This is a genomic window from Rhodanobacter sp. Soil_C_14 (genome assembly GCF_057657335.1).
On sequence record NZ_JBDGIQ010000002.1, the window covers coordinates 323,390 to 342,925 of the forward strand.

17 protein-coding genes and 1 riboswitch are annotated in these 19,536 nt (G+C 69.3%); of the genes, 13 read left to right on the top strand and 4 right to left on the bottom strand.

Features of this window, described 5'->3' with window-relative positions; translation table 11 throughout:
• Nucleotides 1-6: 6 nt before the first annotated feature.
• A complete protein-coding gene (locus AC3A56_RS07075; protein ID WP_487769812.1) occupies nucleotides 7-2,958 on the bottom strand; it encodes a bifunctional diguanylate cyclase/phosphodiesterase in 2,952 nt (983 codons plus the stop codon).
• A 217-nt stretch (nucleotides 2,959-3,175) separates the two neighbouring features.
• Here AC3A56_RS07075 and dinG point away from each other — a divergent pair, with 217 nt between their 5' ends.
• The 5 genes from dinG to AC3A56_RS07100 all read left to right on the top strand — a co-directional run bounded on the left by dinG (nucleotide 3,176) and on the right by AC3A56_RS07100 (nucleotide 7,332).
• Nucleotides 3,176-5,293 (top strand): ATP-dependent DNA helicase DinG, encoded by a 2,118-nt coding sequence (gene dinG / locus AC3A56_RS07080; protein WP_487769813.1) that lies wholly within the window; start codon nucleotides 3,176-3,178, stop codon nucleotides 5,291-5,293.
• Nucleotides 5,290-5,850, top strand: a complete 561-nt coding sequence (locus AC3A56_RS07085; RefSeq protein WP_487769814.1) for a HutD/Ves family protein — start codon at nucleotides 5,290-5,292, stop codon at nucleotides 5,848-5,850. The genes dinG and AC3A56_RS07085 overlap by 4 nt, the downstream gene beginning before the upstream one ends.
• Before the next feature lie 82 nt (nucleotides 5,851-5,932).
• Nucleotides 5,933-6,130 carry a hypothetical protein gene (locus tag AC3A56_RS07090; RefSeq protein WP_056763563.1) on the top strand — a complete coding sequence of 66 codons (198 nt, stop codon included), beginning with the start codon at nucleotides 5,933-5,935 and terminating at the stop codon, nucleotides 6,128-6,130.
• A 12-nt stretch (nucleotides 6,131-6,142) separates the two neighbouring features.
• Nucleotides 6,143-6,736: a DUF938 domain-containing protein gene (locus AC3A56_RS07095; RefSeq protein WP_487769815.1), complete on the top strand. Its 594-nt coding sequence runs from the start codon at nucleotides 6,143-6,145 to the stop codon at nucleotides 6,734-6,736.
• 194 nt (nucleotides 6,737-6,930) lie between these two features.
• Nucleotides 6,931-7,332 carry a YchJ family protein gene (locus tag AC3A56_RS07100; protein WP_487769816.1) on the top strand — a complete coding sequence of 134 codons (402 nt, stop codon included), beginning with the start codon at nucleotides 6,931-6,933 and terminating at the stop codon, nucleotides 7,330-7,332.
• Between the two features lie 3 nt (nucleotides 7,333-7,335).
• Here AC3A56_RS07100 and ligB read toward each other — a convergent pair whose 3' ends face one another.
• Both ligB and AC3A56_RS07110 read right to left on the bottom strand, forming a co-directional pair.
• A complete protein-coding gene (gene ligB / locus AC3A56_RS07105; RefSeq protein ID WP_487769817.1) occupies nucleotides 7,336-9,024 on the bottom strand; it encodes an NAD-dependent DNA ligase LigB in 1,689 nt (562 codons plus the stop codon).
• 107 nt (nucleotides 9,025-9,131) lie between these two features.
• Nucleotides 9,132-9,905, bottom strand: coding sequence for an NRDE family protein (locus AC3A56_RS07110; protein WP_487770030.1), 774 nt, complete (start codon nucleotides 9,903-9,905; stop codon nucleotides 9,132-9,134).
• 88 nt (nucleotides 9,906-9,993) lie between these two features.
• Between AC3A56_RS07110 and AC3A56_RS07115 the strand changes: the two genes are divergently transcribed.
• Together AC3A56_RS07115 and AC3A56_RS07120 are read left to right on the top strand one after the other, a co-directional pair.
• Complete coding sequence (locus AC3A56_RS07115) at nucleotides 9,994-11,217, top strand: murein hydrolase activator EnvC family protein (protein WP_487769818.1); 1,224 nt, start codon at nucleotides 9,994-9,996, stop codon at nucleotides 11,215-11,217.
• Nucleotides 11,218-11,348: 131 nt separating this feature from the next.
• Nucleotides 11,349-12,722 carry a S41 family peptidase gene (locus AC3A56_RS07120; protein ID WP_487769819.1) on the top strand — a complete coding sequence of 458 codons (1,374 nt, stop codon included), beginning with the start codon at nucleotides 11,349-11,351 and terminating at the stop codon, nucleotides 12,720-12,722.
• Nucleotides 12,723-12,818: 96 nt separating this feature from the next.
• On the opposite strand, the gene rpoH is transcribed toward AC3A56_RS07120, so the two are convergent.
• Complete coding sequence (gene rpoH / locus AC3A56_RS07125) at nucleotides 12,819-13,682, bottom strand: RNA polymerase sigma factor RpoH (RefSeq protein WP_487769820.1); 864 nt, start codon at nucleotides 13,680-13,682, stop codon at nucleotides 12,819-12,821.
• A gap of 290 nt (nucleotides 13,683-13,972) precedes the next feature.
• Nucleotides 13,973-14,073: riboswitch (TPP riboswitch) on the top strand.
• 69 nt (nucleotides 14,074-14,142) lie between these two features.
• Between rpoH and thiC the strand changes: the two genes are divergently transcribed.
• Genes thiC through AC3A56_RS07155 form a run of 6 tightly spaced genes read left to right on the top strand, consistent with a single transcriptional unit; the run spans nucleotide 14,143 to nucleotide 19,511 of the window.
• The gene (thiC, locus tag AC3A56_RS07130) at nucleotides 14,143-15,981 is read left to right on the top strand and encodes a phosphomethylpyrimidine synthase ThiC (RefSeq protein ID WP_487769821.1); all 1,839 of its coding nucleotides are present in this window, start codon (nucleotides 14,143-14,145) and stop codon (nucleotides 15,979-15,981) included.
• Between the two features lie 5 nt (nucleotides 15,982-15,986).
• Nucleotides 15,987-16,967, top strand: coding sequence for an FAD-dependent oxidoreductase (locus AC3A56_RS07135; RefSeq protein ID WP_487769822.1), 981 nt, complete (start codon nucleotides 15,987-15,989; stop codon nucleotides 16,965-16,967).
• Nucleotides 16,952-17,149 (top strand): sulfur carrier protein ThiS, encoded by a 198-nt coding sequence (thiS, locus tag AC3A56_RS07140; RefSeq protein WP_487769823.1) that lies wholly within the window; start codon nucleotides 16,952-16,954, stop codon nucleotides 17,147-17,149. Before AC3A56_RS07135 ends, thiS begins: the two co-directional genes overlap by 16 nt.
• A 3-nt stretch (nucleotides 17,150-17,152) precedes the next feature.
• Entirely contained in the window at nucleotides 17,153-17,923 is a 771-nt protein-coding gene (locus AC3A56_RS07145) for a thiazole synthase (RefSeq protein WP_487769824.1), read from the top strand.
• Nucleotides 17,920-18,528 carry a thiamine phosphate synthase gene (locus AC3A56_RS07150; RefSeq protein ID WP_487769825.1) on the top strand — a complete coding sequence of 203 codons (609 nt, stop codon included), beginning with the start codon at nucleotides 17,920-17,922 and terminating at the stop codon, nucleotides 18,526-18,528. Before AC3A56_RS07145 ends, AC3A56_RS07150 begins: the two co-directional genes overlap by 4 nt.
• Complete coding sequence (locus AC3A56_RS07155) at nucleotides 18,525-19,511, top strand: ThiF family adenylyltransferase (protein ID WP_487769826.1); 987 nt, start codon at nucleotides 18,525-18,527, stop codon at nucleotides 19,509-19,511. The genes AC3A56_RS07150 and AC3A56_RS07155 overlap by 4 nt, the downstream gene beginning before the upstream one ends.
• The last annotated feature ends 25 nt before the right edge of the window (nucleotides 19,512-19,536 follow it).

Sequence of the window (19,536 nt, forward strand, 5' to 3'; positions counted from 1 at the left end):
GCGGACTCAGGCCGCGCCACCGACGGCCGCCGATGGCCGGGCGATCGGCGCGGGGCGACCGAGCAGGTAGCCCTGGCCCATCTCGCAACCCATCGCGATCAGCGCGCCGCGCTGGATCGGCGTCTCGATGCCCTCGGCGATCACCTGGATGTTCAGCGCCCGCGCCAGCGCCAGGATCGCGGCGACCACCGTGGTGCCCGAGGTGTTCGCGCCCTTGTCCAGCTCGTGCACGAAGGCGCGGTCGATCTTCAGGATGCGCAGCGGCAGCGAATGCAGGTAGCTCAGCGACGAATAGCCGGTGCCGAAGTCGTCCAGCGCGGCGCCGACGCCGATCAGCCGCAGGCGGTCCAGCGTGGCCCGCACGTGTTCGGGATTGTCCAGCAGGGCGCCCTCGGTGACTTCCACCACCAGCCGCGACGGCGGCAGCCCGGTGGTTTCCAGCAGCTGCACCAGGCGGCGATCGAAATCGGCGTGGCGCAGGTGCAGGGCCGAGACGTTGATGGTCATGAACGCCTCGCCGTCGCCATGGCGCAGCAGTTCCCGGCAGCTCAGTTCGAACATGCGCCAGTCGATCGCCTCGACCAGGCCGCTGTCCTCGGCGATCTTCAGGAAGTCGCCGGGAACCAGCACGCCGCGCCGGGGATGGTTCCAGCGGATCAGCGCCTCGTAACCGAGCACGCGGTCACTGCCGTCCAGCGCGCAGATCGGCTGGAAGTACGGCTCGAACTGGTCGTGCTGCAGGGCCTGGCGCAACTCGCCTTCCATCGCCAGCACGTCGACCACGTTCTTGGCCAGGGTCTCGTCGAACATCGCGAAGCGCTTGCGGCCAAGTTCCTTGGCGCGATACAGCGCGATGTCCGCATCACGCAGCATCTCGTCGGCGGTGGCGTAGTGGTCGTCGCCCATCGCGATGCCGACGCTGGCGGTCACCTGCAGCTCCTTGCCGGCCACCAGCATCGGCGGGCCCAGCGCATCCAGCACGCGCTGCGCCACCGTGGTGGCCGCCGGCGGCAGCTCCTCCTGTTCCAGCAGGATCGCGAATTCGTCACCGGCCAGCCGCGCCACCAGGTCGGGATGGCGCACGCAGGCGGCGAGGCGGTTCGCCACTTCCTTCAGCACTTCGTCGCCGGCAAGGTGGCCGAGGCTGTCGTTGATGATCTTGAAGCGGTCGACGTCCAGGTACAGCAGCGCACAGCGCTGGTCCGGGTTGTGCCGCATCGTGGCGAGCACGCGATCGATGCGGTCGCGCAGGTAACTGCGATTGGGCAGGCCGGTCAGCGAATCGTGCATGACCTGGTGGCGCAGCTGGTCCTGCATGCGCTCGCGCTCGATGATTTCCTTGCGCAGCGCCAGCGTGCGTTCCTCCACCCGCTGCTCCAGTTCGCCATAGGCGCGCCGCAACGTCTCGGCCGAGCGCCGCCGGCTCAGGCTGTTGGCGATCTGCGATGCGGCAAAACTCAGCAGTTCCTGGTCGGCCGGCCCGTACACCACGTCGGGCCGGTAGCTCTGCACGGTGACCAGGCCGATCACCTCGTCACCGACGACCAGCGGCACGCCCAGCCAGCACATCGCCGGCGAGCCCATGCGGCCGGGCGCGATCTCGCCCTGTCGTTCGAGCTCCTCGATCTGCGCATTGTCCAGCCGCAACTCGGTGCCCTGGCGCAGCACGTACTCGCTGAGGCCGCGGCCCAGCGGGCGCTCGGCCGGCGGCGCCAGCACGGCGTCCACCGAGTAGGGAAAGGTCAGCTTCTGGCGATCGTCGGAAAGCAGTGCGATGAAGAAGTTCTCCGCGTTCAGCAGCTCGCCCACCACGCCGTGCACGCGTCGGTAGAAGGCGTCCTGATCGATGTCGGCGGTGGCCATCTCGGCGATCCGGAACAGCGCCGCCTGCAGATGCTCGGCGCGCTGCCGTTCGATCACTTCCATCTGCAGGCCGCGATTGGCCTCGGCCAGTTGCACGGTGCGTTGCTGCACCTGGCGTTCGAGTTCGTCCTTGCCCTGCTTGCGCTCCAGCGCGGTCAGGATGTGGCTGCCGACGAACTGCAGCAGGGCGAGATCTTCCTCGCTGAAACCGATGTTTTGCTGGTAACTCTGCACCACCAGCGCGCCGCCGACATGACCGTCGCGCAGCATCGGCACGCCGAGCCAGTCGTGGCTGTCCGGTCCGATCACGGCCACCGGGCCCGGCGCCTGGTTGCGCAGCTCCTCCGCGTCGCCCATCCGCGCATTGCCGTCGCGCATCACGTACCAGGTCAGCGTGTGCTCGATCGCACTCAACGGCATGTCCTGACCGTCGCCGGGCACGGAAGGGTCGACGACATCCACGTAATAGAGGAAGCGCACCGTGTTTTCGCCCGCGTTGCGCGTCACGATGAACATGTTCTCCGCGTACATCAGCGCGCTGACGATGGCATGGATGCCACGCAGCATGTCCGGCATGTCGCGTTCGGAGCCGGCCAGGTCGGAGATCGCGAACAGCGCGCGCTGCAGGTTCTCCGAGCGCTCCAGCTGTTCGTGGGAATCGCGCAGTTCCACCCATTCCAGCGCCCGCTGCAGCAGTTGCCCGGCGAGCGTCAGCGGCTCCTGCAACGCCTCGAACAGGCTGGACGCCGGGTGCGCCGTGCGCACCGCCAGCAGCACGGGTTCGGGCTGCTCGCACAGCCGCATGGCGGCGCGGCGACCGTCGGCATGCCACAGCGGCTGCGAGGTGGCGCGCGCGGCATCGAGCCAGGACGCGTCGGCTTCCGCCACCAGCCCCGGGCTGTGCTGCTGCACGTACTCCAGGGCACCGCTGCCCCACAGGACTTCGGCCGCCAGGCAATCCGGATGCGCCCTGACCAGGCCGGCCACGCCGGTGGCCACTTCCTCCGGGGTATGCGCGATGATCAGCCGAGCCAGCCAGCTCAGCTGCTGCGCTCCCTCGTACGATGCCGAGCCGACCGCGCCCGCCTGCTTCATCGTTGAAGACTCCCCCAGTCCCGGGCCTGCCAACGCCGGTTGGTCAGGATACCGCTTCGCACCGACGCGGCAAGACCTTGCCAGACAGGACCGAGCCTGCCTGCATGGGGCGGAACACGCAATACCGATAGACTGTGCCTTTGTACCGGTCATCCGCGCCGGCCGTCGATCCTGCCGACGCCCAGCCGCGACCGCGCCACAGGTTGCCGATTCGTCCATGCTTGCCGACACCACCAAAGACGCCATCCGCGCCGCCTACGCGCGCCTGAAGGACGGCTTGCCCGGCTTCCGCGCACGCGCCTCGCAGGGAAAGATGATCGCCGAAGTGGCCAAGGCCTTCGGCCAGACCGGCGGCGTGGCGGTGATCGAGGCGCCCACCGGCACCGGCAAGTCGATGGCCTACCTGATCGCCGGCGTCGAGGTGGCGCGGGCGCAGAAGAAGAAGCTGCTGATCGCCACCGCCACGGTGGCGCTGCAGGAACAGCTGGTGCAACGGGACATCCCGCTGTACCTGCAGCTCAACGGCATCGAGGCCAAGGTGGCGCTGGCCAAGGGCCGTGGTCGCTACCTGTGCCCGCGCAACCTGCTGATGGCCGCCAACAGCATCCACGACGCGCAGATGGGCCTGGCCGGCTTCGAATCGGACCTGATGCTGTGGGCGAAACCGCCACAGGCACGCGACAAGCAGTCGCTGGCGAAGCTGCGCGTGGCGTTCGACCACAACGAGTGGAACGGCGACATGGACAGCGCGCCCGAGCCGGTCAGCGACCTGCTGCGGCCGATGATCACCACCAGCGCCGGCGGCTGCACCGGACGCAAGTGCGGGCAGTTCATGAACTGCCCGTTCTTCGCCGCGCGCCGCGCGGTCGACGACGCCGAGATCATCGTGGCCAACCAGGACCTGGTGCTGGCCGACCTGACCATGCCGGGCGAAGGCGGCGCCGAGGGCGTGCAGGGCTGGGGTGGCGTGATCCTGCCGCGGCCGGACGAAACGCTGTACATCTTCGACGAAGGCCACCACGTGCCGGGCAAGGCGATCGACCGCGGCGCCGCCGAGGTCTACATGACCGCCACCGTGCGCCAGCTGAGCCGGCTCGGCCGGCAGGTGCACGCAGCCTATTCGCTGACCGACAAGGAGCGCCTGGGCAAGCTCGGCCTCGACCAGGGCGACGAGAAACTGCAGGAACTCAGCAACACGCTGGAGGAACTGGAGAAGGAAATCCGCCTGGCCTGGCTACCCGATCCGGCCGAGAACGAACCGATGTACCGGGGCTCGCTGGGGCAGTTGCCCGAGCCGTGGGTGGAACACGCCCGCATGCTCGACCTGCTCACCGGCGAAGTGCAACGCTGGCTGGCTGCGGTGCGTCGCGCCGTGGTCGAGATGACCGACGGCGGGCCGACCCAGGAAGCCTTGTCGCGCGAGCTGGGCCTGGCGCTGGAGCGCATCGGCAAGCAGGCCGCGTGCTGGCGTGCGTGGTCCAGTGAGGACTCCGACAACACCCCGCCCATGGCGCGCTGGGTCACGCTTGGCGCAGACCAGCAGCTGGTCTGCCACGCCTCGGCGGTGTCCGCCGCGGGCCTGCTGCGCAACGTGCTGTGGGACAACGCCAGCGGCGTGGTGATGACCTCGGCCACGTTGAGCGCGGGCGGCAATTTCCGCGGCTTCGCCGACGCCGTCGGCCTGCCCAATGACGCGGTGACGCTGAGCCTGCCCTCGCCGTTCGACCTTGCCACACAGGCCCGGCTGGAAGTCCCGGCGATGCGCACCCTGCCCGACGCACGCGAGGCGCACGCCGAGGAAATCAGCGAGTGGCTGGCCGACAACCTCGACTGGGATGCCGGCAACCTGGTGCTGTTCACCTCGCGCCAGAAACTCGACCGCGTGCTGCAGAAACTGCCGATCGCCCAGGTGCGCAAGGTGCGTGCGCAAGGCTCGCTGGGCAAGTCGCAACTGGTCGCCGAGCACTGCGCCGACATCGAGGCCGGCAAGGGCAGCACGCTGTTCGGGCTGGCCTCGTTCGGCGAGGGCCTCGATCTTCCGGGCAAGTTCTGCGAGACGGTGGTGATCACCCAGCTGCCGTTCGCGGTGCCCACCGATCCGGTCGGCGCCACCTACGCCGAGTGGCTGGAGTCGCGCGGGCGCAATCCGTTCATCGAGGTCAGCATCCCCGAAGCCACGCGACTGCTCACGCAATATTGTGGCCGCCTGATCCGCAACGAGACCGACCACGGTCGCATCGTGCTGCTGGACCGCCGCGTGGTCACCAAGCGCTACGGCGCCGGCATGCTGCGCGCGCTGCCGCCGTTCGAGCGCGTCATCGAGAGAACCGCATGATCATCCGCCTCGCCGATTGCCCGTCGCAGCCGTGGAAGAACGGCCTCGGCCGCACCCGCGAAATAGCCGTCCATCCGACGCTGGCCCACGGCGACGATTTCGACTGGCGGGTCAGCATCGCCGAGGTCGACAGCGCGGCGCCGTTCTCGCTTTTCCCGGGCATCGACCGGCAGATCGCCCTGCTCGACGGCGCCGGCTTCACGATGACGCTGGACGATGGCCGCATCCATGCGCTGACCACGCCGTTCGCCCCGTTCGCCTTTCCCGGCGAAGCGAAGGTCACCGTGGCCTTGGCCGGCGGACCTACCCGCGACTTCAACCTGATGCTGCGTCGTGCCCGGGTGCGTGGCGAGGTGCAGGCATGGACGGAAGCCGGCACGCGCACGATGGCCGCCGGCACCGCCCTGGTGTTCTGTGCCCGCGGCGCGATCGATACCGCGGACGGGCGCCTGCAGGCCGGCGACGCCTGGCGCCCCGATGCGGCTGGCGCGGTCGAGATCACCCTGCATGACGCCACCGTGGCCCTGGTCGTCCGGGTCGAGGCCGTGGCCGGCTGACGGCGGGGTGCCGAGAGTCACCTGTGGCCGCCGTTTTGGCTGCGCTAGAATCTCCGACATCCCCAACCGCGAGGAACGACCGATGGCTGGTTTCCTGCTCTGGCTGTTGCTGCTGGTGTTCTGCTGGCCGCTGGCGTTGCTCGCGCTGGTGCTCTATCCGATCGTGTGGCTGATTCTTCTGCCGTTCCGGCTGGTCGGCATCACCGTCGGTGCGGTGTTCGCCTTCCTCCACGCGCTGCTGATGCTGCCGGCGCGGGTGCTGCGCGGCCATCCGGCCTGAATCGATCGCGGCGTGGAAAAACCCCGCTCGCCGGCCTGCCAACGCAATCGCGAACCGATCCTCGAGGTGCTGCGCGAGCAGTTCGCCGATCGTCGCCACGTGCTGGAGATCGGCAGCGGCACCGGTGAGCACGCCGTGCACTTTGCCGCGGCATTGCCGCAGCTGACCTGGCAAAGCTCCGACCGCCGCGAAAACCTGCCCGGCATCCGCGCCTGGCTGGACGATGCACGACTGCCGAACACGCCGGCACCGCTGGAATTCGACGTCGGCGGTGACTGGCCGGCCGGACCGTTCGACGCGGTGTTCAGCGCCAACACATTGCACATCATGCACTGGGACGAAGTGCAGCAGCTGTTTGCGCGACTGCCCACGATCCTCGCCAGCGATGCCGTGGTGGTCATCTACGGCCCGTTCAACCACGACGGCCGCTACAGCAGCCAGAGCAATGCCGCGTTCGACGTCTGGTTGAAGGAACGCGGCGAACACATGGCGATCCGCGATGCGGAAGCGGTCGATGCATTGGCGAACCAGGCCGGCCTGCAGCTGGTTGCCGACATCGCGATGCCGGCGAACAACCGCTGTCGGGTGTGGCATCGCCGCGGCTGAGAGGTCGTGAGTTTTTCAACCTCTCAGTCCGGCCACGAGGGCCGGGCATGAAGCAGTCACGCAAGTGACTGTTTCATGTGAGCGAGTCCGGACATGCGCCGGACTCGCGATAGAAGAAAACCACAGGAAGTGGTTTTCTTCACAGGCGTTGAGGCCCGCCTGCACGAATCCGCCGAACCGGGTACAAAGGCGGCATGAAGTCCATCGATACGTTGACCCCATGTCCCTGCGGCAACCCGGCCGGCTACGCCGCCTGTTGCGGATCGCTGCATGACGGCGGCGCCGCCACCAGCGCCGAGCAGTTGATGCGCTCGCGCTACAGCGCCTACGTGCTCAAGCGCGAGGACTACCTGCTGGCCAGCTGGCACCCCGACACCCGGCCGGACACGCTGCGACTGGCGGCGCAGCAACCGCCGCCCAGCTGGCTGGGGCTGGAGGTGCGGCAGGCCAAGCAGATCGATGACGAACATGCCGTGGTCGAGTTCGTGGCCCGCTACCGCCTGGGCGGCGGTCGCGCGCAACGCCAGCACGAGACGAGCCGCTTCGTGCGCATGGACGGCCGCTGGTACTACCTCGACGGCGAACTGAAGAGCTGACGCTCAGAAGCCCTGCACGCCCGCCGCGTGCAGCCGGACGGCCTGCGCCCGCACGTCCGCGCAATCGAAGAACGCCACCAGCTGGTTCGCCCGCCCGGCACCGATGCCGTCCAGTGCCTGCCAGTCACCGGCCGCGCGGGCGCTCATCGCCTGCCAGTCGGACAGGCCGCTGGCGATGCCCGCGGGCAGGCCGAGCGCACGCAGCCAGTGCGGGAACGGACGATCGCGGGCGGCGGCAAAGGCGCTGGCCAGCACCGCCGCGCGATCGGCGCCGATCCCTGGCACGGTCGCCAGCTGCGCGGGGGTGAGCCGCATCCAGTCCAGCAAGTCGTGGATCAGGCCGGCGTCGATCAATGCCTGCCAGGTGTCCTCGCCCACACCGTCCAGTTGCAGGCCCTGGCGACCGCCCAGCCAGACCAGCCGCGCACGGAACTGCTGTTGGCAACCCGGACCGGCCTGCCAGCAACTGAGCGGACCATGCCGGGCCGGATCGGGTGGCGTCACCGGCACACGCTGGCGCGCGCGCCAGACCACCGACTGCAGGCGCGGAATGGTCAGGCCGGCCAGCACCACCTCGACCTGGTCACCGGGACGGATGTCGAGTTCCTGCCAGCGTTTGAGCGAGCCCACGCTGACCCGCTGCACCCGATGATCGTCCAGTTGCACCGGCTCGAGTTCGAGCACCGGGGTGATGCGACCGCTGCGGCCGATCGTGAAGTCCACCGCGTGCACCTGGGCCAGCGCCGACGCCGCCGGGTATTTCCAGGCCACCGCCCACGTCGGCGGCGAGGGCTGCCAGCTCGAGGCCGGCGGGCGATGGCCCTGGCGTACCACCGTGCCGTCGGCAGCGAACGGCATCGCGTGGCGATACCACTGTTCGCGCCAGCGCTGCACCTCGTCCAGTGAGGTGACGGCATGCGTATAGGTCACACTGTCGGCCAGCCCCATCGCCTGCAGCCCGGCCAGTCGCGCCGGCATGTCGGCCGGACCGCTGGGCCAGTCCCACACGAACAGGCCGATCCGTGCGGCGGTGTCGGCATCCAGCGTGTCGCGCGCCAGCGCGCCGGCGACCGCCGAGCGCGCATTCGCCCCGCCGTCCCCGGCCTGCACGTGACCGGGAAGGCGCCAGTACAGTTCACCCTGCAACACCACGCGTTTCGGTGCATGTGGCAGCGTCTTCGGGATCGCCGCGATGCGCTGCGCCTTTTCCAGCCAGTCCGAGCCGTGCAGGCCATCGCCGCGGCTGGTCGCCTGGCGCAGATGGCCGTCCAGGTAAAGCAGGGTCACCGCCACGCCGTCGGCCTTCGGCTGCACCCACAGGTCGTGCCCGCCGCGCTGCTGCATCCACCTCGCCAGGGCCGCCGCGTCGGGCAACTTGGCCAGGCCGGTCTGCGCCACCGGCGAGCGCGCCGCGCCGCCGGCGTCGGCAAGCTGCGCCAGCGCCTTTGGCGCCTGCGAAGGAAAGCAGCGCGTCCACTGCGCCAGCCGCTGCTGCGACTGGTCGTAGACGGCGTCATCGACCGGCGACTGGCCGCTGACCCGATAGGCATGATTCCAGCCATCCAGGCGATCGTGCAGCGCACGCATCTCCTCGCGAGCCTGCGTCGGCGACCAGCCGGGGCAGTCAGTGGCCTGCGCCGCGCTTGCAGCCAGCACCAGCAACGCGATCATCAACAGCTTCCCTGCACGCATGCTTTGCTCCGCTCCGTGGACGTTGCAGGCAGGCTAGCCGGCCCGCGGCCATGCCGGCAGTCGAGGATGCCGATGGCGCACGTAGGCGCGGGGCTTCTGGCCTGGGTTCAGCCCGGCGACGGGCTGGCGAAGTGCAGCGTCGTCTCGCCCTCGAAGCTTCCCAGCGGGCCGAACCGCCGCTCGACGATCACGCCCTTCCCGTCATGACCGATCGCCACCAGCGTGCTGGCGCGGGTGCCGTAGTGTTCGCCGCGGATGAAGGCCGACGACAGCCAGCGTTCGCGTTCCAGCCCCACCCCGGTATCCGGCAATTGCTCGTCCGGTGCCTGCCGCTCGTCGGCCAGCGCCTCGAACAGGTCACCGAAATCCGCTTCGTCGCCGTTGTCGATCCACGCCTGCACTCGCCGCATCAGTGCGCGTGTCTTCGGCCACGGCGTGTTGAAGTCGGCGTTGGACAGGCCGTGCACGCCCGGCGTCACCGGCTGCATGCGTGGCTCGGGACGATTGCCCAGGTAGAACGCGGCATGCGGGTCGAACGTCAGCAGGTTGAACGGCCGGTACTGCGCGCCGGCAGTCAGCAGATGCTGCGCGTGGCGTGGCGCATCGACCTTGCCGGCAAGATAGTCGGTGATCAGCAGCCCCCGCGAAGCACCCCGCTGCGGGTCCGCCGGATCACGGACATTGGTCACCACGCCGCAGCGTCCGTCTTCGTTCACCCCCAACCAGGTGCCGCCGGCCTCGCGGTCGCGGCCACCGATGATCGGCAGGTCGTCCCAGTGCGCCAGCGCGAGGCTCGGGCGCGCATGGAATTCGTCGCGGTTGCCGGCCAGCAGCAGGCGCCAGCGCGGGTGGCTTTTCCAGGCGAAAGCGATCAGGCACATCATCCGAATTTACGCCATGCGGGGCGGCGATCTCCAGCGACTTGTCGCCGGTTCGCCCATGGGCCGCCAGCTCGGCGATAATCGGGCCATGCCCATACGCCCTCGCGTCGCCCGTTCATTCGCCCCCCGCCTGCTTGGCGCCCTGCTGGCTTGGGGTGTGCTCCACTCCGCGGCGATCGCCCACCCGACCCAGGGCAGCAGCACCGAACAGGCCGCAGCGAAGAAGAAGCTGGCCGAACTGCAGCAGAAGATGAAGGCGCTGGCGCAGCAGCAGGCCGACACCGCCGCCCGCCGTGACAGCGTCAATGCGGAACTGGCCAGGCAGGCCAATGCGCTGGCCAAGGCGGCGCGGATGGTGCGCCAGACGGATGCCGAACTGGCCGCCAAGCAGGCCCAGCTCGAACAGCTGCAGCAGCAACGCGGCGTGCTGAACCAGAACCTGCACAGCCAGCGGGCCGCGATCGCCGATCTGCTGCGCGCCACCTATGCGCTGGGCCATGGCTCGGACCTGCGCCTGCTGCTGGGCGACGAGGACGTGGCGCGCATCGCGCGGGCGCTGGTGTACTCGAAGTATTTCCAGCAGGACCGCGTGCAGCGGGTGCAGAAGCTGATGGGCGACCTGGCCACCCTGCAACAGCTGGAAAGCTCGATCACCGCCGAGCAGCAGGCGTTGCAGGCGGTCAAGGCGAAGCGCGAACAGCAGGCCGCCGAGCTCGGCCAGCAGCGCGCCGCCCAGCAGAAGCTGGCCGCCGCCGCCGACGCCCAGTACAAGGACCAGGCGCAGAAGCTGACCGCCCTGAAGCAGAACGCGCAATCGCTGAACAACCTGCTCGACAAGTTGCAGAAGGCGATCGACGAGGCCGCCCGGCGCGCCGCCGCCGAACGCGCGGAAGCGGTGCGCAAGCACCCCGGGCGCAAGCCGCCACCGCCGATCGAGGTGGGCGGCGCCGCTGCCAACATCCGCGGCAACCTGCCATGGCCGGCCAGCGGCGTGGTCAACAGCTACGGCAACGGCGTGCTGATCAAGGCCGGCGGCGGCAGCGACATCCATGCGGTGGCGCGCGGCAAGGTGATCTACGCGGGCTTCCTGCGCGGCTACGGCATGTTGCTGATCGTCAACCACGGCAATGGCTGGATGAGCATGTACGGCAACAACGAAAGCCTGCTGCGCGACGTCGGCGACCAGGTCGAGGCCGGCCAGGTGATCGGCACCGCCAGCCCGCCCACCGGCATCAACACCGGCGTGTATTTCGAGTTGCGCAAGAACGGCAAGCCGGTCGACCCGCGCAGCTGGCTGAGCCAGCGCCGTTGACGCCGGCGCGACCCCGACGCAGGCTAGGCACGCCTGCGCTGAATTCCGCCGGGGTTTGGTTGTCCCAGTGGTTGCGCCCCTTTTCACCGCGTGCGAGCGCGTTGCCTGTCCGTTGTGCGGAGTCACCCTTCATGCGTCCAACCTCCCGTATCCCGCTCGCCCTGCTGCTGGCCACTCCGCTTGCGTTGGCGCTGCCGGCCAGCCACGCCAAGGACACGCCCGCCGGCAGCGCCAGCGTCGCCGCTCCGGTCGACCTGCCCGCCACCAGCAGCACGGCCACCAGTGCGCCGAGCGCGGTGGACCTCGATGACATCCGCAACTTCAGTCGCGTCTATGAGGTGGTGCGCCAGGCGTACGTCGAGAAGGTCGACGACAAGACCCTGATGAAGGCCGCGATCACCGGCATGCTGGCCGGGCTCGATCCGCACAGCGAATACCTGGACAAGGACGGCCTGACCCAGCTCAACGAGGACACCACCGGCGAATACAGCGGCCTGGGCATCGAGGTGCTGCAGGTCGACGGCGGCCTGCGCATCGTCTCGCCGATCGACGACACGCCGGCCGCGCGCGCGGGGATCAAGCCCGGCGACAACATCGTCAAGATCAACGGCACGCTGATCGATGCGCAGAACGTGGACGACATGTTCCGCCAGCTGCGCGGCAAGCCGGGCAGCAAGATCGAGCTGACTGTCGTGCATCCGAACAGCGACAAGCTGGTCGACCTGCAGCTGGTGCGCGAGAACATCTCGGTGAGCAGCATCAAGGTGCGCGAACTGGAACCCGGCTACGCCTATGTGCGGATCAGCCAGTTCCAGGAAGACACCACCAGCGATCTCGAGCACAAGCTGGCCGAACTGATCAGGAAGAACGGCGCGCCCAGGGGCGCGGTGCTCGACCTGCGCAACAACCCGGGTGGCCTGCTCACTGCCGCGGTCGGCGTCAGCGACGACTTCCTCGACGCCGGCGTCATCGTCACCACCCGCGGCCGCCTGCAGGACGCCAACATGAGCTTCAAGGCGCACCCCGGCGACCAGCTCGATGGCGCCCCGCTGATCGTGCTGACCAACAACGGCACCGCATCGGCCGCCGAAATCGTCTCCGGCGCGCTGAAGGACAACCATCGCGCCCTGATCATGGGCCAGCGCACGTTCGGCAAGGGCGTGGTGCAGACCGTGCTGCCGCTGGACGCCGACCACGCCGTGAAGATCACCACCGCGCGTTACTACACGCCGAACGGCACCTCGATCCAGGCCGAAGGGATCAAGCCCGACATCGCGCTGGCCGACCTCACCGTCAACAAGGCCGACAGCGGCCCGGTGCTGATCAGCTCGGAGGCCGACCTGCCCAACCATCTGGCCAACGAGAAGGCCCAGGCCGGCACCGACATCAACGACGACGGCAGCGCCGCCGACGGGAAACTGGCCACCAGCGACTACGCTCTGTCCCAGGCACTGAACGTGCTCAAGGGCATGGCGCTGCGCCAGCCCGCGGCGGTACGGCGCTAGGCGCGCCGTCTGCAGTCGCCCACACGAAAACGGCCCCTCGCGGGGCCGTCTTGCTGTCCGTCCCCTCCCTAGGCGGGCGTCGCTACGGGAATCGGATCAAGCCGTGGCGAACAAGCCGCGCATCTTCTTCATCGCGTTCGCCTCGACCTGGCGGATGCGCTCGGCGGAGACGCCGTACTCGTCGGCCAGATCCTGCAGCGTGGCCTTGTTGTCGCCATCCAGCCAGCGGCGCTGGATGATGTCGCGCGAACGCTTGTCCAGATGGCTCAGCGCATCGGTCAGCGTCTGCATCTGGTTGTCGGCGTAGTCTTCGTCGGCCACGTTCTCGTACGGGTCGGCGCCGTCGTCGATCAGGAACGCCGCCGGCGCCGGCTTGGCGTCGTCATCGGCGTCGGCCGGAGCCTCGAAACCGATGTCGCGGCCGGACAGGCGCGACTCCATCTCGCGCACCGTGGCCTCGGGCACGCCCAGATCCTTCGCCACCGTGCTGACTTCCGCCGCGTTCATCCAGCCCAGACGCTTCTTGCTCTTGCGCAGGTTGAAGAACAGCTTGCGCTGCGCCTTGGTGGTGGCGACCTTCACGATGCGCCAGTTCTTCAGGATGAACTCGTGCATCTCGGCACGAATCCAGTGCACCGCGAAGCTGACCAGGCGCACGCCCTGGTCGGGGTCGAAACGCTTGACCGCCTTCATCAGGCCGATGTTGCCTTCCTGGATCAGGTCGGCCAGCTGCAGGCCGTAGCCACTGTAGCCACGTGCCACGTGGACCACGAAACGCAGGTGCGACATCACCAGCTTCTTCGCGGCGCCCAGGTTGGCCTCTTCGAGGTAGTCGCGCGACAGCGCCTGCTCTTCTTCCGAGCTCAGCACGGGAATCCGATGGACCGCAGAGATATACGCATCCAGGCTGCCGACGACACTCGGCAGCGGGAAGTTGGCGGTCACCAAGGCTTGAGACATGGATGGAACCTCCTTCAATGACATCAAAGTTTAGCACTCGGGTGGTTGGAGTGCTAAGTCCGGCGTTTGGTTCCGGGCTTTTAATGAACCGAATGGTACAGATATTTACCAACCCTGTCCAGCCTCTTCTTCCCTTCGCCCCCAGCTTGGCCGGGGTTACGTTCACGACGCGTCATGATCGGCCCGATGCACTTCCCGCGTTCGCATCAGAACGCGGCTTCTCCGCCGCCGCGAGTGCCGAAGGTCGTGCGATCCGGCTTGACAGCCTTCGACCCCGCCGCCATCCTCCGGCGCATTCCGAGGGGTGCCCCGCAAGGGGCTGAGATAGCGCGAGCTGACCCTTGAACCTGATCCGGGTCATGCCGGCGTAGGAACGGGAATCACCATGGGCGGCCCCTGTCGGCGCGCCCGTGCGCCGTTGCAGCGTCACGCCCCGGATCTCCATCCAAGGAGGAGATCCATGAACCATCCCGCCGCTGCCACCGCACCCTCGACCGTCACCACCGGGCCAATCCGCGGCTCGCGCAAGGTCTACGTGACGCCGCCCGGGCATCCGTCGCTGCGCGTGCCGATACGCGAGATCACGCTGAAGGATCCGCTGACGCCGACGCTGCAGGTCTACGATCCGTCCGGGCCGTACACCGACGACGACGCGCGGATCGATCTCGCCGCCGGCCTGCCGCCACTGCGCGACGCGTGGATCGGGGCGCGCGGCTTCGCGACCATCGAGGGCCGCGCCGCCCGCCCGGAAGACAACGGCGGGGTCGGCGCGGAACGGCTGGTGGCGCCGTGTCCCGCGCAGCGCACCTTGCGCATGGGCGGGCCGGGCCAGCCGGTGACCCAGCTGGAGTTCGCCCGCGCCGGCATCATCACCGAGGAAATGGTCTACGCGGCCCAGCGCGAGAATCTGGCGCGCACCCGGATGCACGAGGACGACGTCGCCCGGCTGGCCGATGGCGAGGCGTTCGGCGCGGCCCTGCCCGCCTTGGTCACGCCCGAGTTCGTGCGCAGCGAAATCGCGCGGGGGCGCGCGATCCTGCCGGCCAACATCAACCATGGCGAGCTGGAGCCGATGGTGATCGGGCGCAACTTCCTGGTGAAGGTCAACGCGAACATCGGCAACTCGGCGGTGTCCTCCGGCGTCGCCGAGGAAGTGGAGAAACTGGTATGGGCGATCCGTTGGGGCGCGGACACGATCATGGACCTCTCCACCGGCCGCAACATCCACAACATCCGCTCGTGGATCATCCGCAACTCGCCGGTGCCGATCGGCACCGTGCCGATCTACCAGGCGCTGGAGAAAGTCGGCGGCGATCCGGCCCGGCTGAACTGGGAGGTCTTCCGCGACACGCTGATCGAGCAGGCCGAGCAGGGCGTGGACTACTTCACCATCCATGCCGGCGTGCGCCTGCAGCACGTGCCGCTGACGGCGCAGCGGGTCACCGGCATCGTCTCGCGCGGCGGCTCGATCATGGCGCGCTGGTGCCTGAGCCATCACCGCGAGAGTTTCCTGTACGAACACTTCGCCGAGATCTGCCAGATCATGCGCCGCTACGACGTCGCCTTCTCGCTGGGCGACGGCCTGCGCCCCGGCTCGATCGCCGACGCCAACGACGCGGCCCAGTTCGCCGAGCTGGAAACCCTGGGCGAGCTGACCCGGATCGCGTGGGAACACGGCTGCCAGGTGATGATCGAAGGGCCCGGCCACGTGCCGATGCACAAGATCCGGCTCAACATGGACAAGCAGCTGGAGCAGTGCGCCGAGGCACCGTTCTACACGCTCGGCCCGCTGACCACCGACATCGCGCCGGGTTACGACCACATCACCTCGGGCATCGGCGCGGCGATGATCGGCTGGTTCGGCACCGCAATGCTCTGCTACGTCACGCCGAAGGAACACCTCGGCCTGCCAAATCGCGACGACGTCAAGACCGGCGTCATCACCTACAAGATCGCCGCGCACGCCGCCGACCTCGCCAAGGGCCATCCGGCGGCACAGCGCCGCGACGACGCGCTGTCGCGCGCGCGTTTCGAATTCCGCTGGGAGGACCAGTTCAACCTGTCGCTCGACCCCGACACGGCGCGCGCCTACCACGACGCCACCCTGCCGAAGGAGGCGCACAAGGTCGCGCATTTCTGCTCGATGTGCGGACCGAAGTTCTGCTCGATGCAGATCACCCAGGACCTGCGCCGCGAAGTGCGCGAGATGGAGGAGGCCGCGCTGCAGGCCGGCCTGGACGGCAAGTCGCGCGAGTTCATCGAACACGGCGCCACGCTCTACGTGCCGACCGGGGAGTAGCCGCCATGCACATCGGCATCCTCGGCACGGGCGTCGCCGGCCTGGTCGCGGCGATGGAACTCGCCGAGCGCGGCGCCCGGGTGGAGATCATCGAGCGCGCGCCAGACCACGCGCAGGCCTGCGCGTGGGTCGCCGGCGGCATGCTGGCGCCGTGGTGCGAGCAGGCCACCGCCGAGCCGCAGGTGGCCGTGCTGGGCGCGCCCGCCATCGCGTGGTGGCAGCGCCATTTCGACGGGACCGTGCAGCACGGCACGCTGGTCGTCGCGGCCAGCCGCGACGCCGGCGAACTGGCCCTGTTCGGCCGGCGTACCGAGCGCTTCGAACCGATCGATGCCGAGCGCATCGGCGCGCTGGAACCGGAACTGGCCGGGCGTTTCCGCCAGGCCTTGTTCTTCCCCGAGGAAGCCCACCTCGATCCACGCCGCGCGCTGCCCGCGCTGGCCGCGCAACTGGCCGCGATGGGCGTGACGATCCGCTACGACGCGGACGCCGAACGCATCGCGGCGGACCAGGTACTCGACTGCCGCGGCCTTGCCGCGCGCGACACGCTGGAGGGCCTGCGCGGCGTACGCGGCGAAATGATCGTCGTGCGCTCGCCCAACCTCCGGCTCTCGCGCCCGGTGCGCCTGCTGCATCCGCGCTTTGGGTTGTACGTGGTGCCGCGCGGCGACGGCGTCTTCATGCTCGGCGGCACGCTGCTGGAAAGCAGCAGCCGCGGCCCGGTCACCGTGCGTTCGGCGATGGACCTGCTCAACGCCGCGTACGCGCTGCACCCGGCGTTCGGCGAGGCCGAGATCCTGGAACTGGGCGTGGGCGTGCGCCCGGCCTTCGCCGACAACCTGCCCCGCGTGCTCAGGCGCGGCCGCACCGTGTACCTCAACGGGCTTTACCGCCACGGCTTCCTGCTGGCGCCGGCGCTCGCCCGGCAGGCCGCGCAGATGATCCTTCCCACCCTCCCGGAAACCGCTTCATGCACATCACCGTGAACGGCATCGCCAACGCAGTGCGCGCCACCACCCTGGCGCAGGCGCTGGACGAACTCGATTACCACCAGGCCATCGTCGCCACGGCCGTGAACGGCCGCTTCGTGGCGGCCAGTCAGCGCCACACGACCGCGCTGGCCGAAGGCGACGCGCTGGAAATCCTCGCACCGATGCAGGGCGGCTGAGCCATGAATCTCTACGGCATCGAACTGGGCTCACGCCTGTTGCTGGGCAGCGCGCGTTACCCCTCGCCGGCGATCCTCGCCGAGGCGGTGCGCGCCTCGGGCACCGAGGTGGTCACCGTGTCGCTGCGGCGCGAAGCCGGCACGCAGCGCAGCGGCCAGGACTTCTGGTCGCTGATCCGCGACCTCGGCGTGCGCGTGCTGCCGAACACCGCCGGCTGCCACTCGGCGAAGGAAGCGGTGACCACCGCCAGGATGGCGCGCGAGATCTTCCACACCGGCTGGATCAAGCTGGAGGTGATCGGCGATGCCGACACGCTGCAGCCCGACGTGTTCGGCCTGGTCGAGGCCGCGGCCGAACTGGCCGCCGACGGCTTCGAGGTGTTTCCTTACACCACCGAGGACCTGGTGGTGGCCGAGCGCCTGCTGCAGGCCGGCTGCCGCGTGCTGATGCCGTGGGGCGCGCCGATCGGCAGCGGCCGCGGGCTCAACAATGCGTTCGGCCTGCGTGCGCTGCGCGCGCACTTCCCCGACGTGCCGCTGATCGTGGACGCCGGCATCGGCCGCCCGTCGCACGCGGTGCAGGCGATGGAGCTGGGCATCGACGGCGTGCTGCTGAACACCGCGGTGGCCATGGCCGGCGATCCGGTGGCGATGGCCGGGGCGTTCGCACGGGCGATCGAGGCGGGCCGCGCCGGCTTCGAGGCGCAACCGATGGAGCCGCGCGATCTCGCCGTGCCCTCGACGCCGGTGGCAGGCATGGCGTGGCTGGCATGAACGCGTTCCCCGCGTTCTACCCGATCGTGGACAGCGCCGACTGGGTCGGCCGACTCACCCCGCTCGGCGTCCGGCTGCTGCAGTTGCGCATCAAGGAACGGCCGCCGGTGCAGGTTCGTCATGAAGTGCGCGCGGCGCTGGCGGCCTGCCGCGCGCGGCAGGTGCAACTGGTGGTCAACGATCACTGGCAGATCGCACTGGACGAAGGCGCCGACTTCATCCACCTGGGACAGCAGGATCTGCTCGCGGCGGACCTGCGGGCGATCCGCGCGCGTGGCGTGCGCCTCGGCATCAGCACGCACGACCACGCCGAGCTGGAACAGGCGCTGGCGTTCGCCCCCGACTACGTCGCGCTGGGCCCGATCTATCCCACCACGCTCAAGGCGATGCCGTGGGCGCCGCAGGGTTTGCCGCGCATCGGTGAGTGGAAACGGCGGGTCGGCAGGCGGCCGCTGGTGGCGATCGGCGGCATCACGCTGGAGCGCGCCGCCGGTTGTTTCGACGCCGGCGCGGACAGCGTCGCCGTGGTCAGCGACGTGACCCGGCATCCCGAGCCGGCCATCCGCGTCGCGGAATGGATCGCTTCTACCGGCGCGCGCGCATGACCGACCGCTACGCGCGCCAGATCGTCCTGCCCGAAGTCGGCCCGAGCGGCCAGGCCCGACTCGCCGCGGCCCGCGTGCTGGTGGTCGGCGCCGGCGGCCTCGGCTGTCCCGTGTTGCACTACCTGGCCGCCGCCGGCATCGGCCGGCTGATCGTCGTTGACCCCGACCGCGTCGAAGAGAGCAACCTGCACCGGCAACCGCTGTACACGATGGCCGACATCGGCGCACGCAAGGTGGAAGCGGCGCGCGCTGCGCTGCTGCGCCTGAACCCGGACATCGCGGTGGAAGCGCTGGCGCAGCGGCTGACGCCAGGCAACGCGACGGCGCTGGTCGCCGCGGCCGACATCGTCGTCGATGCCGCGGACAGTCTCGCCGCCACCTACGTCCTGAGCGACGCCTGCCTGCAACAGCACACGCCCCTGATCAGCGCGTCGGCGGTCGGCCTGGCCGGCTACGTCGGCGGCTTCTGCGCCGGCGCGCCCAGTTACCGCGCGGTGTTTCCCGAGATGCCCGCACGCGCCGCCAGTTGCAGCAGCGCCGGCGTGCTGGGCAGCGTGGTCGGACTGCTCGGCAGCCTGCAGGCGCAGTTCGTGCTGCAGTGGCTGCTGCGCATCGAGCCCTCGCCGCTGGGCCGACTGACGAGTTTCGACGCCAGCCGGCTGGCGTTCGGCGGCTTCGCTTTCCACCATGCCGGCGAACCCGAAGGCGAGGTGCTGCGCTTCATCGACGTCGACGAGGTCACGCCCTGCGACGTCGTGATCGATCTGCGCAGCCTTGACGAAGCGCCGACCTCCCCGCTGGCAAACGCCTTGCGCTGCACCCCCGAACGCATCACCGCGTTCGTCGCCGAACACTCGCCCACCGATTGCCGTGTCGTGCTGTGCTGCCAGAGCGGTTTGCGCGCATGGCGTGCCGCCCGACAGCTGCAATCCCGTCGCTACCGTCAGCTGGCGCTGGTGACGCTCGCCGGCCTGCCATCGTGACGCGCAGAGGCGTGACGCCGGCAGC

What these genes read in the sequence shown, in the direction of transcription:
- dinG (WP_487769813.1), top strand. Translation starts at nt 3,176, where the DNA reads ATGCTTGCCGACACCACCAAAGACGCCATCCGCGCCGCCTACGCGCGC.
- AC3A56_RS07085 (WP_487769814.1), top strand. Translation starts at nt 5,290, where the DNA reads ATGATCATCCGCCTCGCCGATTGCCCGTCGCAGCCGTGGAAGAACGGC.
- rpoH (WP_487769820.1), bottom strand. Translation starts at nt 13,682, where the DNA reads ATGTCTCAAGCCTTGGTGACCGCCAACTTCCCGCTGCCGAGTGTCGTC.
- ligB (WP_487769817.1), bottom strand. Translation starts at nt 9,024, where the DNA reads ATGCGTGCAGGGAAGCTGTTGATGATCGCGTTGCTGGTGCTGGCTGCA.
- thiS (WP_487769823.1), top strand. Translation starts at nt 16,952, where the DNA reads ATGCACATCACCGTGAACGGCATCGCCAACGCAGTGCGCGCCACCACC.
- AC3A56_RS07150 (WP_487769825.1), top strand. Translation starts at nt 17,920, where the DNA reads ATGAACGCGTTCCCCGCGTTCTACCCGATCGTGGACAGCGCCGACTGG.
- AC3A56_RS07155 (WP_487769826.1), top strand. Translation starts at nt 18,525, where the DNA reads ATGACCGACCGCTACGCGCGCCAGATCGTCCTGCCCGAAGTCGGCCCG.
- AC3A56_RS07145 (WP_487769824.1), top strand. Translation starts at nt 17,153, where the DNA reads ATGAATCTCTACGGCATCGAACTGGGCTCACGCCTGTTGCTGGGCAGC.
- AC3A56_RS07110 (WP_487770030.1), bottom strand. Translation starts at nt 9,905, where the DNA reads ATGTGCCTGATCGCTTTCGCCTGGAAAAGCCACCCGCGCTGGCGCCTG.
- AC3A56_RS07090 (WP_056763563.1), top strand. Translation starts at nt 5,933, where the DNA reads ATGGCTGGTTTCCTGCTCTGGCTGTTGCTGCTGGTGTTCTGCTGGCCG.
- thiC (WP_487769821.1), top strand. Translation starts at nt 14,143, where the DNA reads ATGAACCATCCCGCCGCTGCCACCGCACCCTCGACCGTCACCACCGGG.
- AC3A56_RS07115 (WP_487769818.1), top strand. Translation starts at nt 9,994, where the DNA reads ATGCCCATACGCCCTCGCGTCGCCCGTTCATTCGCCCCCCGCCTGCTT.
- AC3A56_RS07100 (WP_487769816.1), top strand. Translation starts at nt 6,931, where the DNA reads ATGAAGTCCATCGATACGTTGACCCCATGTCCCTGCGGCAACCCGGCC.
- AC3A56_RS07075 (WP_487769812.1), bottom strand. Translation starts at nt 2,958, where the DNA reads ATGAAGCAGGCGGGCGCGGTCGGCTCGGCATCGTACGAGGGAGCGCAG.
- AC3A56_RS07120 (WP_487769819.1), top strand. Translation starts at nt 11,349, where the DNA reads ATGCGTCCAACCTCCCGTATCCCGCTCGCCCTGCTGCTGGCCACTCCG.
- AC3A56_RS07135 (WP_487769822.1), top strand. Translation starts at nt 15,987, where the DNA reads ATGCACATCGGCATCCTCGGCACGGGCGTCGCCGGCCTGGTCGCGGCG.